At 70.7% G+C, this 15,310-nt stretch carries 15 protein-coding genes; 13 read left to right on the top strand and 2 right to left on the bottom strand.

Annotated features, from left to right (window positions below; all coding sequences use genetic code 11):
- The first annotated feature begins 14 nt into the window (after positions 1-14).
- From ACFOSY_RS08010 to ACFOSY_RS08055, 10 genes are all read left to right on the top strand, one after another.
- Positions 15-4,841, top strand: coding sequence for a hypothetical protein (locus ACFOSY_RS08010; protein ID WP_394306038.1), 4,827 nt, complete (start codon positions 15-17; stop codon positions 4,839-4,841).
- On the top strand, positions 4,842-5,828 hold the full coding sequence (locus ACFOSY_RS08015) for a phage tail protein (RefSeq protein WP_394306039.1): 987 nt from the start codon (positions 4,842-4,844) through the stop codon (positions 5,826-5,828).
- 3 nt (positions 5,829-5,831) lie between these two features.
- Positions 5,832-6,992, top strand: a complete 1,161-nt coding sequence (locus tag ACFOSY_RS08020; protein WP_394306040.1) for a siphovirus ReqiPepy6 Gp37-like family protein — start codon at positions 5,832-5,834, stop codon at positions 6,990-6,992.
- 37 nt (positions 6,993-7,029) lie between these two features.
- Entirely contained in the window at positions 7,030-7,965 is a 936-nt protein-coding gene (locus tag ACFOSY_RS08025) for a hypothetical protein (protein WP_394306041.1), read from the top strand.
- A 1-nt stretch (position 7,966) separates the two neighbouring features.
- Positions 7,967-9,751 carry a hypothetical protein gene (locus ACFOSY_RS08030; protein WP_394306042.1) on the top strand — a complete coding sequence of 595 codons (1,785 nt, stop codon included), beginning with the start codon at positions 7,967-7,969 and terminating at the stop codon, positions 9,749-9,751.
- A gap of 2 nt (positions 9,752-9,753) precedes the next feature.
- Positions 9,754-10,377 (top strand): hypothetical protein, encoded by a 624-nt coding sequence (locus ACFOSY_RS08035; protein ID WP_394306043.1) that lies wholly within the window; start codon positions 9,754-9,756, stop codon positions 10,375-10,377.
- Positions 10,378-10,449: 72 nt separating this feature from the next.
- A complete protein-coding gene (locus tag ACFOSY_RS08040) occupies positions 10,450-10,674 on the top strand; it encodes an Acb2/Tad1 domain-containing protein (protein ID WP_394306044.1) in 225 nt (74 codons plus the stop codon).
- Entirely contained in the window at positions 10,674-11,606 is a 933-nt protein-coding gene (locus ACFOSY_RS08045; protein WP_394306045.1) for a peptidoglycan recognition protein family protein, read from the top strand. Before ACFOSY_RS08040 ends, ACFOSY_RS08045 begins: the two co-directional genes overlap by 1 nt.
- 11 nt (positions 11,607-11,617) lie before the next feature.
- Complete coding sequence (locus ACFOSY_RS08050) at positions 11,618-11,845, top strand: holin (RefSeq protein ID WP_394306046.1); 228 nt, start codon at positions 11,618-11,620, stop codon at positions 11,843-11,845.
- Positions 11,842-12,102: a hypothetical protein gene (locus tag ACFOSY_RS08055; protein ID WP_394306047.1), complete on the top strand. Its 261-nt coding sequence runs from the start codon at positions 11,842-11,844 to the stop codon at positions 12,100-12,102. The genes ACFOSY_RS08050 and ACFOSY_RS08055 overlap by 4 nt, the downstream gene beginning before the upstream one ends.
- A gap of 60 nt (positions 12,103-12,162) precedes the next feature.
- Here the strand turns inward: ACFOSY_RS08055 and ACFOSY_RS08060 are convergent, their stop codons facing one another.
- Positions 12,163-12,921 carry a GntR family transcriptional regulator gene (locus tag ACFOSY_RS08060; RefSeq protein ID WP_394306048.1) on the bottom strand — a complete coding sequence of 253 codons (759 nt, stop codon included), beginning with the start codon at positions 12,919-12,921 and terminating at the stop codon, positions 12,163-12,165.
- A gap of 143 nt (positions 12,922-13,064) precedes the next feature.
- On the opposite strand from ACFOSY_RS08060, the gene ACFOSY_RS08065 reads away from it, so the two are divergent.
- The 3 genes from ACFOSY_RS08065 (at position 13,065) to ACFOSY_RS08075 (ending at position 14,401) form a co-directional block, all read left to right on the top strand.
- Positions 13,065-13,403, top strand: a complete 339-nt coding sequence (locus ACFOSY_RS08065) for a hypothetical protein (RefSeq protein WP_394306049.1) — start codon at positions 13,065-13,067, stop codon at positions 13,401-13,403.
- A 341-nt stretch (positions 13,404-13,744) separates the two neighbouring features.
- Positions 13,745-13,867 (top strand): hypothetical protein, encoded by a 123-nt coding sequence (locus tag ACFOSY_RS08070; RefSeq protein WP_394306050.1) that lies wholly within the window; start codon positions 13,745-13,747, stop codon positions 13,865-13,867.
- A gap of 75 nt (positions 13,868-13,942) precedes the next feature.
- Positions 13,943-14,401 (top strand): hypothetical protein, encoded by a 459-nt coding sequence (locus ACFOSY_RS08075; RefSeq protein ID WP_394306051.1) that lies wholly within the window; start codon positions 13,943-13,945, stop codon positions 14,399-14,401.
- Positions 14,402-14,412: 11 nt separating this feature from the next.
- Here ACFOSY_RS08075 and ACFOSY_RS08080 read toward each other — a convergent pair whose 3' ends face one another.
- Positions 14,413-14,706: a helix-turn-helix domain-containing protein gene (locus ACFOSY_RS08080; protein ID WP_394306052.1), complete on the bottom strand. Its 294-nt coding sequence runs from the start codon at positions 14,704-14,706 to the stop codon at positions 14,413-14,415.
- Positions 14,707-15,310: the final 604 nt, after the last annotated feature.

The following is a 15,310-nucleotide window of genomic DNA, read 5'->3' on the forward strand; positions in this document are numbered from 1 at the left end:
TTGGAGGTGGGTTGGTGGCTGCTTCCGGAGTGCTCGTCGGCCGCGGATACGTCAGCATCCGCCCGGAGTTCGAGGGCGACTGGAGCCGCCGCGTCAACGCGCAGACGCAGCGGGCCGGCCAGCAGGCCGGCGACGGCTTCGGTAAGTCCTTCGGCCGGGCGGTGGGCCGGTCCGCCGGCGCCGGCCTGAAGACCCTCGGGGTGCTGGCCGGTCTCGGGATCACCGCCAACCTGAACGGCGCGGCCGCCGCGGCCGCGCTGCTGGCCCCTGCCCTGACCACGGCGGGGGCCGCCGCCGGCGCGCTCAAGCTCGGCCTGTCCGGCGTGGGTGACGCGCTGAAGGGTGCGTTCGCCGACAGCAGCAAGTCGGCGTCGTCGACGGCGTCGGCGACCCGCGCGGTCGAGGCCGCGCAGCGTGGGCTCGCCAACGCGCAGCGGTCGCTGGCGGATGCACGGGTGCAGGCCGAGGAGCGGGTGCAGGACGCGCTGCGGTCGGTGGAGGACGCCGAGCGGAGCCTGACCCGGACCGTGCAGGACGCGGCCCGCGACCAGGCCGACGCCAAGCGCAAGGTGTCCGACGCCGTCCGCGAGTTGCGGGAGGCGCAGGAGGACGCGCGCGACGTCCAGGCCGACCTCAACGAAGCCCGCCGCGAAGCAGCGCGGGACCTCGAGGACCTCAACTCCAAGCTCGCCAACTCCCGGTTGGAGGAGCGGGAGGCGGCCCTTGGACTGGCCGACGCCGAGAAGGCCTTGCGCGCGGCGCAGGCCAAGCCCGGCACCCGTGCCGAGGACATCGCGAAGCTGCAGCTGGCGTACGACCAGGCCGCGCAGGCGGTGGCCGACCAGCGGCAGGAAACCGAGCGGCTCGCCGAGGACGCGGCCAAGGCCAACAAGGCCGGCGTCGACGGCAGCAAGAAGGTCCTCGACGCGCAGGAGCGGATCGCCGACGCGGAACGCAAGGTCGCTGACCGTGCGCGGGCTCTGGCCCGGGCGCGGGAGGAGCAGCGGCGTACCGAGGTTGACGCGGCGCAGGACATCGCGGATGCGCAGCGGGCGCTGGCTGACGCGCAGCAGGGTGTGGCGGACGCGCGGTCGGACGGTGCCCGGCAGGTCGCCGACGCGGAGCGGGCGGTGGCGGACGCCGCCCGGGCGGTCGCCGACGCGCAGGCCGCGGCCGCCGGGCAGGCGAGCGCGTTCGACGAGGCCATGGCCAAGCTCGCCCCGAACGCGCGGTCGTTCGTCACCGCTATCCAGGGGCTGGCCCCGGCCTGGCGGGACATGAAGCTCTCCGTCCAGAACGAGCTGTTCAAGGGCCTGGATGACACGGTCACCACCCTGGGCAACGCCACCATCCCCGTCCTGAAGAAGAACCTCACGGAGACCGCCGGGGTCTGGAACCAGATCGCGAAGAACGCCGCGGGCGCCATCACCGAGATGGCCCGCACCGGGCTGCTCGACCAGGTCCTCGCGGGCGCCACCGCGAACCTGAAGGCCTTCGAGAAGGCGCCGGCGCAGCTCATCACCATCCTCGGCCAGGTCAGCGCCGCCGCCCAGCCCGCTTTCAACGCCCTGTCGCAGCAGGCGGCCGGGGCGCTCACCCGGTTCGCGGACGGCATCGCGAAGGGTTTCGCGGACGGGACCCTCGAGCAGTCCATCAGCTCCGCCGTGGGGATCCTGTCCCAGCTCGGCACGCTGGTCGGCAACATCCTCGGGACCTTGAACCAGCTGTTCAAAGCGGCAAGCGACGCCGGCGGGGAAGCCCTCGGCGCGCTGGCCGCAGTCTTCGGCGAGCTCGAAAAGATCTTCGCCACCGACCAGATGCAGGCGACGCTCAAGTCCCTGTTCACGGCGGTCGGTGACATCGTCACCGCGATCGTCCCGGTCATCGGGTCGGTCGTCACCGCACTGGTGCCGCTGCTCGACGCGGTCGCCCAGCCCATCGCCCTCCTGGCGCAGGTGTTCGGGCCGCTGCTGCAGCAGCTCGCCACCACGCTCGGCGCCGCGCTGATGCCGATCGTGCAGGCCCTCGGCCCGGTCCTCACCACCATCGGCGCGGCGATCGTTCAGCTGGTCCAGGCCGTGATGCCACTGCTGCAGCCCATCGCCGACCTGATCGCCGGGGTCATCAACGCGCTCGCCCCAGCGCTGACGCCGATCGTCTCCGTGGTCACGCAGCTGGTGAACATACTGATCGGCCCACTCACGACGATCGTGCAGGCCCTCACCCCGGTCCTCACCGTCCTGGGCCAGATGGTCACGCAGATCTTCCAGGCGCTCGAGCCGATGCTGCAGCCGCTGGTCACGCTGATCGGTCAGGTCGCCGAGCTGCTGGCCAGCGTGCTGACCACGGCCATCGCCCAGCTCATGCCGATCCTCACCCCGCTGATCGACACCGGCATGCAGCTCGTCGAGACCGTGTTCGCGGCGCTCGAGCCGCTCCTGCCCGTGATCGGCGACGCGCTGGAGACCCTCGGCGGGGCGCTGCTCACGATGCTGCCGGCGTTCGAGGGGATCGCCGAGGCGGCCGTCACCCTCGTCGAGGGACTGGCGCCGCTCATCCCGGTCGGCGTGCAGCTGATCACCGAGGTCCTCGACGCGCTCATCCCCGTACTGCCCGTCCTCGCCGACGCGTTCGTGTCGATCGCCGAGGCCGCGGTCGCGATCGTGCAGCCGCTGGCCGAGGTGATCGCCGGTCTCGCCGGGGACCTCGCCCCCGTCATCGCGGACATCGCCCCCATCCTGGGGGACTTCGTCGGCATGCTCGCCGGCGTCCTCGCGCAGGTACTGCCGCCGCTGGCCGACTCGCTGATCATCGTGGTCGAGGCGCTCGCCCCGATGCTGCCCCTTTTCGGTGAGCTGCTGGGGATCGTGCTGCGGATGGCGGCCGGAGTCCTGATGGACCTGATGCCGTCGATCCTGCAGCTGGTCCAGGCCGCCGTGCAGCTGACGATCGCGCTGCTCCCACTGCTCCCCCCGCTCATCAAAATCATCGGGCTGGTGGTGCAGCTCGCCATCCAGGTCCTGTCCTGGCTGCTGCCCCCGCTGCTCAAGCTCGCCGGTTTCCTCGTCGGTGTCCTGTCCGCCGCACTGTCCACGGTGATCGGCTGGGTCGGCTCCCTCGTCGGCGCGATCGCCGGCCTCATCACCTGGATCGTCGGCAAGCTCACCCCTGCCTGGAACTGGCTGCGCGCCAAGACCCTGGCCGCGTGGGCTGCGGTCCGTAAGGGCTTGGCTGTCGCCTGGGACTGGATCAAGAAGAACGTCCTCGTCCCCATCAAGAACTTCTTCACGGTCACCGTGCCCGGCTGGGCCGTGATCCTGAAGAACAAGGTCGTCGGCGCTTTCAAGCAGGTACTCCAGGGCTGGGCCAACATCTGGGGCGGCATCAAGAAGAACGTCCTCGTCCCCATCAAGAACTTCTTCACGGTGACCGTGCCCGGCTGGGCGACCACCCTGAAGAACAAGGTCGTCGACGCGTTCGACTCCGCCCGCGCCGGCATCAAGACGGCCTGGGACAAGATCCAAAGCATCGCGAAGAAGCCCATCAGCTTCGTCATCAAGACGGTCTACAACAAGGGCATCGTCGGCGTCTGGAACAAGATCGCGAAGGCGTTCGGTGCGCCCGAGCTGAAGGAGTTCCACCCCAAGGGGTTCGCCTCCGGCGGCGTGCTGCCCGGCTACACCCCGGGCCGCGACCCGCACAAGTTCTACTCCCCGACGGGCGGGGCCCTCGAGCTGTCCGGCGGAGAGTCCATCTTCCGGCCGGAGTTCACCCGCGGCGTCGGCTCGCGGTTCGTGTCGACGATGAACTACATCGCCAAGTCGGGCGGCGCGGCAAAGGTGCGCGAGGCCCTGGCCCCGGTGCTGGGCGGCAACCCCCGCACCGGCGTGGACCGTTCCCTGCGCTACGCCACCGGCGGGCTCGTGCAGAAGTTCGCTTCGGGCGGCATCTTCGGCTGGATCAAGGACAAGGCCTCCGCCGCGGCGGGCGCCGGATCCGAGATCTGGAACACGGTGAAGAAGGGCGCGAGCTGGCTCACCGACGGGCTCGAGAAGAGCGCCCGCGCGGGCGTGAAGCATGTCGTCGACCCGCTGCTGAAGAAGTTCCCCGGGGCGGACACCGGGTTCGGGAAGATGCTCCGCCGCATGCCGGACAAGATCCTCGACGCGCTGTTCGGATACAGCAAGGAGGCCGACGACAAGGGGGCCGGCGGGATCGGCGGGCCCCGCATCCAGGCAGGCCTCAAGTGGGTGCGCACCCAGGCCGGCCTACCGTACCAGTGGGGCGGCAACGGCAACCCCAGCTGGGACTGCAGCGGCCTGGTGAGTGCGGTGGAGTCCGTGATTCGCGGGCAGAAGCCGCACCGCCGCTGGGCGACCGGTGCCTTCTCGGGGAAGACGGCCCCGCCCGGGTGGGTCCTCAACGGCGACAGCGCCTACCGGATCGGCATCACCAACTCGGGTGTCGGGCACACCGCCGGCACGATCGGCAAGGTCAACATCGAGTCGCGCGGCGGGGACGGTGTCGTCGTCGGCACGCGGGCCCGCGGCTACAACGACCGCATGTTCACCCACTGGTACGGCTTCCAGCCCGGGAAGTACGACCAGGGCGGATGGATGCCGCCGGGCTGGGCCTACAACGGGCTGTCCACGCCGGAGGCTGTGTTCACCCCGTCCCAGTACCGGGCCCTCGAGGGCGCCGCCGCCGTCGGGGTCGCGGCCGCGCAGGGCGGCGGAGTCACGTACCAGATCAACGCCCGTACGGCCGACTTCACGGTGAGGGACCTCGAGCGGGTCCAGCGCGTGCAGGAGGCCCGGGCCCGGGTGGGGAGGCCGCGCTAGATGCCCCTGATCACAGCACCCTTCGTCATCCCGCCGGACACCCCGCCTCCGGGCGGGACACCCGTCCCGCTGCCGGAGATCGGCTACGCGACCGCCCAGTACACCGACCCGACCGGGACGGTGTGGCCGCTCACCGACGTCGGCAGCGGCTGGTGGACCCTCGCTGAGGGAGTGTCGGGTCTCGGCGCGGTGAAGTACGAGCTGGCCACGGACCCGCACCCGCGCGGCGGTGCGCGGCTGCGGCACGCCCAGCCACAGCCCCGCACCATCGTCTGGCCGATCTTCGTGCAGGGCTCCGATCACACGGAGTTCCTGCAGCGGTGGCGGGCGCTGGCGACGGCGTTCACCCGGACGCTGCGGGTGGGCCCGGACGGGCGGCGGGTTCCGGGGGTGCTGGAGATCGCCCGGCCGGACGGCACGCGCCGGCAGATCGAGGTGTTCTACGAGGACGGCTTCGACGGGCAGGACAAGCAGGGCTGGGGCAGGGACTGTGACGCCGCGGTTATCTCGCTGTGGTGTGAGGACCCGTACTGGACGGACCCGGTCCCGCGGTCCGAGCACCGCGAGGCCGGCAGCCTGTCCAGCTTCTTCACCCCGTACCCGACGGTGTCCTCGAGTCAGGTCCTCGGTGACACCGTCATCACCAACCCGGGCGACACCGTGGTGTGGCCGACGTGGGTGGTGACCGGGCCGACCTCCCTGATCACCGCCACGCACACCGGGACGGGCGAGGCCTTCGCGCTGGACCCGGACGCCGATGGGATCGGGCACGGTGCGCTGCTGGCGGGTGAGCAGGTCACGATCCGTACCGATCCGCCGTCCGTGCGGTTCGAGAACGGTGACAACTGGATCGGCGGTCTCAACTGGCCGACGGCCAGCCTCTGGGGGCTCGCCCCCGGCGACAACCCGGTCAGCTTCCAGCTCGACGGCAGCTCGGCTGGCTCCTCGGTCGACCTCGTGTACTTCCCCCGCCACGAGACGGCGTGAGCGATGGCCATCAGTCTGCTCATCACCGACCGCGACCTCGTCGTCCAGGGCGACCCGCTCACCGGCTGGTCCAGCCTCGACGTCACCCTCAAGTTCAACGAACCCGCAGCAGGCAGCGTCACCTTGCCGGCCTGGCCGGAGGTCATGGCGCAGCTGCAGCCCGGCAACCGCATGGTCGTCATCCGCGACAAGCAGATCTGGTGCGCCGGGCCGATGGAGGTACCGACCGACTACAGCTGGGACGTCGAGAGCGGCGGCGTCGGCGAGGTCACCGTCAACTTCTCGGACGACCTGGCGACGATCGCCGGCCGCATCACCTGGCCGAACCCGGCCACCACGTGGGACCTGCAGCTCGGCGACACGTGGGCAGTGTTCGACACCGTCAATGCCGAGGTCCTGATCCGCACCCTCGTCGACCAGAACGCCGGCCCGGGCGCGCTCGCCGCACGCCGGGTACCGAACCTGGTCCTCGACACCGTCGCTGGCGCGGGCACCACCACCTCGCTGCGCACGCGGTTCGAGCCGGTGCTGGACGTCTGCCGCCTCGCCGCCGCCAGTGGTGGAGGCATCGGCTTCCGCACCAGGCAGGACGGCAACCAGATCAAGTTCGGCTGCTACACACCCCGGGACCTCACCAAGGTCGCGCGCTTCTCCACCGGCCTGGGCAACCTCCGCGGCGTGTCCTTCACCCGGTCGGCGCCGACCGGAACGCACGCCCTGGTCGCCGGCACCGAGCAAGAGGGCTCCTCGGTCCGCACGTTCGTCGAGGTAGCGGATGCGGCGGCGGCCGCCGAGTGGTGGCGCGTCGAGGCGTACGTCGACGGCGGCGCCGAGGACGACGACACCGGCGAGCTCACCGCCGCCGGCACCGCGAGCGTCGCTGACGGCGCAGCCCCGGTCAGTCTTGCCACCGTCACCGTCGACACCGACGAGCTCCGGGCCGGCCGGGACTACCACCTCGGTGATCGCGTGGCCGTCGCCCTCCCGCACGGGCTGCAGGTCACCGACGTCGTCCGCGCCATCAGCCTGCACGCCACCCCCGACGAGGGCGAGCAGGTCGCCTCGGTCATCGGCTCGCAGGACGCCACCACCGACCCGCAGGTCGTGCGGCTCATCCGCACGCTCGGCCGCCGCCTGGGCCGACTCGAAACGAGAGGCACCTGATGTTCCCCAACACCGCGCCCCGCACCTGGAGGTGGTGATGGCTCAGAGCTCCTGGCCGTCCCCGGCCCACAACTCGCGTGCCGTCACGGACGTCGAGTACGAGAAGATCGCCGCCCGGTTCTCCGACGACGGCGTGGACGGCAGCCCGTCGGATGCGGCCGTCGTCGCCGCCGGCGTCGGCCTCAACGTCACGATCCGCGCGAACGTCTACGCGTCCGTACGCGGGCACGCCTGGACGTCCGGTACCAGCGCCGTCACCCTGGCCATCTCCGCCAACGCGTCCGGGCAGACCCGCACCGACCGGGTCGTGCTGCGCCTGGATCGCTCCGACTGGACCGTACGCGCCGTCGTCAAGACCGGCGCGCCGGGCGCGGGCGTGCCCGCGCTGACGCAGTCGACCGGGGACACCGGCGTCTACGAGATCCCTCTCGCGGAAGTCACCGTCCTCAACGGCGCGGCGTCGGTGACGGTGACGCGGCGGGAGCTGTGGGTCGGCAGCCGCGTACGGGCGTGCACGTCGGCCACCCGGAACCCGGCGCCGGCCATCGGTGAGATGTGCCTCGAGACGGACACCGGCCTGGTCCGCATGTGGGACGGTGCCGCCTGGGTCGTCATCTACCGGACGGCCGCCACGGCTAGCGTCGACGTCACGCTCAGCTCCTGGACGGCGACGGGCTCGTCCGTCCTCGAGCGGCGCGGAGACGTGGTCGTCCTGCGTACCGCGTACTTCGAGCGCAAGGTCAGCAACCTCGCCGCGGCCTCGGACTCCCGGCTGCCCCTGCTGATCCCGTCGACCCACCGGCACCCGTACTTGCAGATGCACGAGCCGGTGTACCTGTCGGGCCACCGGATCGGGATGGTCACGCTGTACCCCGGCAACCACGAGAGAGCCGGGCAGCTGTGGCTCAACACGCACCCCGGCGTCAACGTCGGCCAGATCGTGTACACCACGACGATGACTTGGGCGGTGTGACATGAGGTACCTGTTCGGCGCGACCCTCGCCGACTACGTCGTCCAGCCGTCCGATGGTCTGTGGGGTGTCGCCCCCGGCGCCGTGATCACGTTCTGGTCCGACGCCGACGGCGGCACCCAGTACACCGACCTCCTCGACGCGAGCAGCAACCCCGTCACGTCGATCACCGCCGACGGCAACGGCTTCATCCCGTCGTTCTCCGGGCCCGACTCGATCACCGGGATGTGGGCGGACGCCGGCGGCACGAGCCGGGCATGGATGGCCGCCCGCAACGCCGACGGCGGCGGGGGCGGCGGCGGTGGGGGCGGCGGGTACACCTCCGTGCAGCGGGTCGTCGCCTCCGCCACCGCACCGGCCGACGTGCGGGCCGCGGCCACGTACGTGTGCGACGGCATCGCCGACCAGGAGGAGATCCAGGCCGCGCTCAATGACGCCCGTGACCACGGCGGTGGCGAGATCCTCCTGACGGTCGGGGACTACAACCTGACCGCGCCGCTCAGCATCGAGGGCACGGACGACGTCGACGTGGAGATCGGGATCATCCTGCGCGGGCAGGGTGCCCGGGCCACGATGCTGAACGCGGCGTCGGGCATGACGTCCGCGATCCACCTGACCAAGGTGGTCCGCGTCTACATGTCCGACCTGGGCATCACCGTCGAGGGCGCGACCCACGGCATCACCTCGGCCACCACGAACGGCGCCTCGTCCGGGCACCGGTCGTTCTGGAACTCGTCCTTCAGGAACATCCAGGTGTCGGGTCCGTGGGACGGCAGCCACACGGGCTGGGCCCTGAACCTGGGCAGCCCGTTCCGGTCGGTGTTCGAAAACGTGGAGATCGGCGGCGTCGGCAACGGCGTCCGCATGTACTCCGAGCACAACGACTTCAACCCCGGCGACCTCACTTTCGAGAGGTGCTTCGTCGAGCTGGTCGGCAACAACGGCGTCGCCTACAAGATCGAGTCGACCACCGCCAACGGCAACATGAACCAGATCGAACTCGAGATGTGCGAGGCGATCGCCGACGGCACCGGCTGCACCGGCATCCTCCTCAGCGGCGTCGGCCCCGTGAACTACACACACTGGCGCGGCATCAACCTCGAGCAGTTCGACAAGCTGATCGACGTCCAGCAGGGCAACGGGAACACCTTCCGCCTCAACTACATCGAGCTGCGCGCCGGCGTCACCGGGCTGACCGCGTTCACGTTCGCCGCGCCCACCTACAACAACAGCATCCTCAGCTGCGGGCTGTTCTACGCCAGCGCCAGCGCGGTGCTGTACGCCGACGGCAACACCGCGCTGCCCTCCCAGCCCAACCACGTGGAGAACGTCCGCATCTACGCGGACAACACCGCCGCCATCACCGGCACCGCCAACCCCTCGGGCACCACCATCCGGCGGGGCATCGTCGGCTCGGGCACCGGCACGATCAGCGTGCTGCACACCCCGGGCATCACCGCCCCCTCGCAGGTGATCACCCTCACCGACGCGGCGACCATCGCCACCGACGCCTCCCGCGGCAGCCACTTCAAGGTCACGCTGGCGGGGAACCGGACGCTCGGCGTGCCGACGAATCCGGTCGACGGGCAGCGGGTGGTGTGGGAGGTCGTCGCCTCCGGCGCCGCCCGCACCCTCAGCCTGACGACCGGCGTCGCCGGCGGGTTCGCGTTCGGCACGGACATCACCGCCCTGTCCGCCACCACCTCCGGTGCCACCGACTACATCGGCGCCATCTACAGCGCGTCCGCCCAGCGGTGGCGGGTCGTCGCCTACGCCAAGGGGTACTGACGATGCCTGCTCTCGCCACCCTGGTCGACGACTTCGACGACAACACGGTCAACGGCGCCTTGTGGCCCGGCAACTACGGCACCTACTCGGAGACGGGCGGCCGGGCCCGGGTGCAGTGCGACCCGGACTATGGGGCGTACGCGTCGGCTGCCGCGTACACGCTGGCCGGGTCGTCAGCGTTCGTGCGGATCTACCCGCCCGCCGCGGGCGGCGCCACCGTCGAGGCGTACGCGCAGATGTCGCTGCTGTCCTCCGTCGCGGGCACCGAGCTCGGCGTCCAGATCAACCGCGTCCCCAACACCATCAGATTCCAGTCGAACGTCGACTACTTCGACGGCACCGCCGTGTCCATCACCTATGACCCGGTCGCGCACGCCTACGTCCGCATCAGCGAGGCCGGCGGCACCGTCACCTGGGCGACCAGCCCCGACGGCACCACCTGGACCAGCCGCCGCACCCTCGCCACCCCAGCCTGGGCCGCAGCCAGCACCACCGTGGAGCTACGCCTCGAGACCCGGCGGAACAACGGCACGAACGACTTCGCCGAGTTCGACAACCTCAACACCCTCCCCGTGACGCCGCCCGCCGGCAGCGCCAAGAAGGCCGCGTTCCTGGCATTCCTCTGACCCAGCCCACCGCACCACCCGCAGCCCCGTGCCACTCCCGGCCGGGGCCTTCCCCATTTCCGGGAGGTACCTGTGCAACCCGCAGACATCGAGAACCGGTTCGCGTTCCACGCGGCCGCCACGCAGGACAAGCGCGACGCCCACACCAGCGTCCGTCAGCAGTGCCGGCTCCTGGCCGACGAGCTCAACGAGCTGCTCCCCGACAGCCGCGAGAAGAGCGTCGCGATCACCAAGCTGGAAGAGGTCATGTTCTGGGCGAACGCGGCGATCGCGCGCGCCGGATCGGAGGCGAACTGATGGCGCCGCCCATGTCCGCGAACAGCTTCCTCGCCGCGCTCCTGCAGGAGGGCCTCGAGGTCGTGCAGGTCGGCGACTGGCGCGACCACAACCGCAACAGCAAGGGGCCGTGGGGGCCGGTGCACGGGGTGATGATCCATCACACCGTGACCAAGGGCAGCAAGGCGACGGTCGACATCTGCCGCAAGGGCTACGCCGGCCTGCCCGGACCGCTGTGCCACGGCGTCATCACCAAGGACGGCAAGGTGCACCTCGTCGGCTACGGCCGCGCGAACCACGCCGGCCTGGGCGACGACGACGTGCTGCGCGCCGTCATCGCCGAGAAGACGTTCCCCGCCGACGACGAGGCGAACACCGACGGCAACCGGCACTTCTACGGCTTCGAGTGCGAGAACCTCGGCGACGGCAAGGACCCGTGGCCGGCCGCCCAGCTCGAGGCGATCGAGAAGGCCGCGGCCGCCGTGTGCCGCTACCACGGCTGGAACGAGCAGTCGGTGCTCGGGCACCTGGAGTGGCAGCCCGGGAAGGTGGACCCGCGCGGGTTCACCATGGCGTCGATGCGGGACCGGGTCCGGGTCCGCCTGGGCGGAGCACGGCCGGCGCCCGGCAGCACTCAGCCGCTGCCGCCGCCGAAGCGCCCGGTCATCGACCTGTCCAAGTTGCAGCACGCCGCGCGCACGAACCCTGGGATGAAGGGCACGCCCGTCACCTACGCCGGAGTGCGCACCTGGGAGGCGGCCCTCGTCGACGAAGGGCTGCTCGCGAAGCGGCGTCTCGACGGGCACTTCGGCACGGACACGGTGGACGCCACCTCCGCGTGGCAGGAGCGCTGCGGCTACCGCGGGCGCAAGCCGGGCCAGCCGGCCGACGGGATCCCCGGTCTCGACTCGGCCAAGCGGCTCGGTAAGAAGCACGGCTTCGACGTGAAGTGAAGGAGTAGGTCATGTTCACCAAGGCATTCTGGAAGGCCACCGGCGAGCGCAGCGTGCGGACGTTCGCGCAGGTCCTCGTCGGCTCCCTCGGGCTGGACACGCTCGGGATCATCCACGCGAACTGGGGTGAGGGCCTGGCCCTCGGCGCCGGGGCGTCCGTGCTCACGGTGCTCACCGCGGTGGCCACGTCGGGCGGCACGGAGGGCCCGGGCGTCACCGAGACGGTGAGCCGCAGGTGACGACACCGGACCCGGGCGTGTACATCAGCAGCGCCCAGATGTATCAGGAGGTGAGGGACCTGGCTCAGACGGTCGGACGCATCGAGTCGAAGATCGACGGCATCCTCGACGAGACCAAGGACATCCGCGCTGACATCTCCGACCACGAGCTCAGGATCCGCACCCTCGAGCGGGCCCGCTGGCCGCTCCCCACCATCGGCGTCCTCGCCGGTGTAGCGGGCGCAGCCACCGGGGCTATCTCCTTGTTCGCCCGCTGACCGCACTACGGCCCCCATCGCCCTCGCGGGCGGTGGGGGCCGTTCCGTCATGGCGCCCGGTCAGTCGTCCAGTTCGATCCGGAAATCCACGATCGTGCTGTCGCCGCGGCGCACGATCGGGTGAGCCACCTCGACGACCCGGCCGGTGTCGGCGATGTGCCGGCGGGTGTACCGCAGCACCGGCACGCCCGCGCCTATGCGCAGGGTGGCGGCCTCGTGCTCTGTGGGCATCGCCGCGGTGAACGACTCGGTGATGGTGGTGACGCGGATGCCGAGCGTCGCCAGCTGGGCGCGCGTGCCGCCGGGCCAGGGTTCGTTGATGGGGTCGGCGACCGGGGTGCCCGCGACGTCCGCCCAGCGCACGTACGACGTCGACATCTGGGTGGGCTCGTCGTTGTCGTAGAACACGAAGTGCCGGGCCAGGAGCTCCTCGCCCACCTCGCACTCGAACAGCGCGGCCAGCTCCTCGTCGGCCTCGACCCGCTCGAACTTCTTGTCCAGCCGGTACTCGGACCAGCCGATGCCCTGGTCCCTGGTGTACGGGGTGGACGGCGTCGAGTTGGGCTTGGTGCGGTAGCGGTCGGCGGCCAGGCGGTGGACCGGCGGCCGCGGCCGCACGCGGGTACCCGCCCGCGCCTTGCTCTCGATCAGTCCCTCGTTCGCGAGGATGCGCAGCGCTGCGCGCACCGGTGCCTCGGACACGCCGTACTCGGTGTGCAGTTCGGGCAGCGTGGGGATCTGGTCGCCCGGCCCCCACTCGCCCTCAGTGATGCGGCGCCGCAGGTCGTCGGCGATCCGCAGGTACTCAGGCTGCGCCACCGAGGCACCCCCACTCTCGCGATCACGTCAATCCGGATACACATACTGTCCCCTTCCGCTTGACCAGCGCCAATCGTCGCGACAATCTAGATACGGATAAGCACTAGCCGTATCCATAAACCGTGAGCGGTTGGGGGACAGGCATGCCCGAGTCGGGACAGACGTGGCGCAAAGCCTTCAAGGGGGAAGCCATTGAGGCCGCGCACGTCCGACTGTGGACCGCCGGCCGCGTGACCCACCCCGACGCACCGGCCGTCGCGAACGAGCTGTACATCGCCATCCTCGGGAGCGGCGCCCCGGCCATCGAGATGGAACTCTCCACTGCCGGTACCCGCATCCGTATCACCGCTGAAGGGCCGGACCAGCTGACCGTGCTGCACAGCCACGGACCGGGCTGGCGCATCGTCGACGGGCTCTCCACGAAGTCGGGGCTCACGACCGACGGGCGCGGCGTGTGGGCACTGGTCGAGGCCAGCAGATGACCGGCCGTCCGATCCCGTCACTGGACGACCTGACGCGCCCACAGATGCAGGGCTGGGCGTGCGTCTGGTGCGGCGCCTCGCTGCACACGGCGCTCGGCGGGATGAGCGTCGGCCGCGCTGTGGACTCCACCGGCTACAGCGTCGAGGTCTACGCCTGCCCCATCCCCTACGGCTGCGGGCCCTTCCGTTGCTGCCCCGCCGTCCCTTTGAACGCCCGCGCCGGAGCAGCTGCTCCGGGCGGCGGGTTGCATCACCCCCGCCCCGGGGGCGAATCCCTGGACAGGTCGAGCCCCGGGGCGGGTCAGCAGTAACTGCCACTACGACAGTAAAGGAGGAGGGGCATGACGTTGAAGGATGCCCTCCGGACCACGAGCACCCTGGCCGTCGGCGGCGACGAGGACGACGGCGGCGAGCCCAACCCGCCGACCGGCGACTCCGACGACGGCCGCGACTACAGCGGCTGATCCGACCGACCGGTGCGGGCTCCGTCCGTAGAGTGTGGACGGAGCCCGCACCACCCGAAGGAAGGCACACGCACGATGGCGCAGAACCTCAAGGGCCAGGGCAGGGTCACCATCTTCCCGGTGCTGCACGACTGGGAGACCGGCTCGCAGTGCGTCCTGGCGTACACCACCACGGACGGCGGGCTCACCGCGGTGCTCGGCGTGATCCCCGTCGAGGGCAACGTCCACGAGCCCGGCGACCTTGTCTCTCTCGGTGCGCGGCACGGGTTTATCGGCGAGTGGAAGGGGACCCACGAGCAGCGCTCGGGCTGCTGGCTGGCGTGCACGGGCGCCGGGTCCCGGACCGTGCGCAAGCCGGGGACCATAGACGTACCCACCACCGCCTGGTCGCTGGACGTGGTCCGGGCCGTCGACCTCGAGGGCACCTACTACGGGCACCGGCGGGTGCTGGCCGGGCGGATGACGCTCGAGGACGGGCAACTCGCCGACCAGGCCCGCGCGCTGGTGACCCGCACTCTGGTGGCGGCCGCGTAACTGCCGCCCCCTCAGCCGGCCCCGCTCGTCCGCTCCCCCCGTGGCGGATGGGCGGGGCCTTCCACGTGAGGGCGCACGAGCTCGGCGAGGTCGACACCGATGGCGTCGGCGATGCGGATCAGGGTGTCGAGCAGGGGCGAGGCGTGGCCCTGCTCGATGCGGCTGTAGCTGGCGACGTCGATGCCCGACCGACCGCACACCTCGAGCTGGGTGAGGTTGTGGTGCTCGCGTACCCGGCGGATCTGTTCCCCTACCTGACGGCGGCGGGCGAGGACCCGGTCGTCGGGTGAGGTGGGGCGTGGCACGGGTCCACGCTCCCGACGGCAAGATCAGAATGGATTAGGGCGGACCCTAATTTGTTTGATCTTGCTGGGCTCGGGCATGAACCGGAGGCTCACCCTCCCCGAGGGATGGGAACACATGTTTGAATACGGGGGCCCGACCGAACGCACGTCGGGCGGGGTGGCACCGGTACGGGGTATCTCGTCGGGACTTCTACAGCCGGTGTCGACGCCCCCCAAGTGGGGGCCGATCATGGGTCCAGGCTCACGACGCCTGGGCACCCCCGACGACCCGTCGCCGGGCTCGCTTCCCAGGCTGCCGGCGACGGGTCTCGCGGCGCTTCCGCTACGGCGGGGGCGCCGCTCCCATTCCATACGCGGTAAGGGCGCTCTGCACTCAGGTGCCTGCATGCTGGGACGGCCCGGCCCCCCCCTGTTCCCGTGGGAACAGGGACCCTCATCCGACAGCATCCAGCGTCATTGAGCGTCATCGAACGGGGATGTTATGCCCGTTTCTCCGGCATCCTTGCAGGTCAATTCGGTAACAAAATTTGGTTCAAGTCCCGTCACTCACCCTCACCGCAGAAGCCGGTGACCTCGACGAGGTCACCGGCTTCCGTCATGTCGG

Source organism: Streptomyces lusitanus, from assembly GCF_042647945.1.
In the GTDB taxonomy this organism is placed as follows: Bacteria; Actinomycetota; Actinomycetes; order Streptomycetales; family Streptomycetaceae; genus Streptomyces; species Streptomyces pseudogriseolus.

What these genes read in the sequence shown, in the direction of transcription:
- ACFOSY_RS08065 (WP_394306049.1), top strand. Translation starts at nt 13,065, where the DNA reads ATGCCCGAGTCGGGACAGACGTGGCGCAAAGCCTTCAAGGGGGAAGCC.
- ACFOSY_RS08020 (WP_394306040.1), top strand. Translation starts at nt 5,832, where the DNA reads ATGGCCATCAGTCTGCTCATCACCGACCGCGACCTCGTCGTCCAGGGC.
- ACFOSY_RS08030 (WP_394306042.1), top strand. Translation starts at nt 7,967, where the DNA reads ATGAGGTACCTGTTCGGCGCGACCCTCGCCGACTACGTCGTCCAGCCG.
- ACFOSY_RS08035 (WP_394306043.1), top strand. Translation starts at nt 9,754, where the DNA reads ATGCCTGCTCTCGCCACCCTGGTCGACGACTTCGACGACAACACGGTC.
- ACFOSY_RS08070 (WP_394306050.1), top strand. Translation starts at nt 13,745, where the DNA reads ATGACGTTGAAGGATGCCCTCCGGACCACGAGCACCCTGGCCGTCGGC.
- ACFOSY_RS08015 (WP_394306039.1), top strand. Translation starts at nt 4,842, where the DNA reads ATGCCCCTGATCACAGCACCCTTCGTCATCCCGCCGGACACCCCGCCT.
- ACFOSY_RS08075 (WP_394306051.1), top strand. Translation starts at nt 13,943, where the DNA reads ATGGCGCAGAACCTCAAGGGCCAGGGCAGGGTCACCATCTTCCCGGTG.
- ACFOSY_RS08025 (WP_394306041.1), top strand. Translation starts at nt 7,030, where the DNA reads ATGGCTCAGAGCTCCTGGCCGTCCCCGGCCCACAACTCGCGTGCCGTC.
- ACFOSY_RS08050 (WP_394306046.1), top strand. Translation starts at nt 11,618, where the DNA reads ATGTTCACCAAGGCATTCTGGAAGGCCACCGGCGAGCGCAGCGTGCGG.
- ACFOSY_RS08045 (WP_394306045.1), top strand. Translation starts at nt 10,674, where the DNA reads ATGGCGCCGCCCATGTCCGCGAACAGCTTCCTCGCCGCGCTCCTGCAG.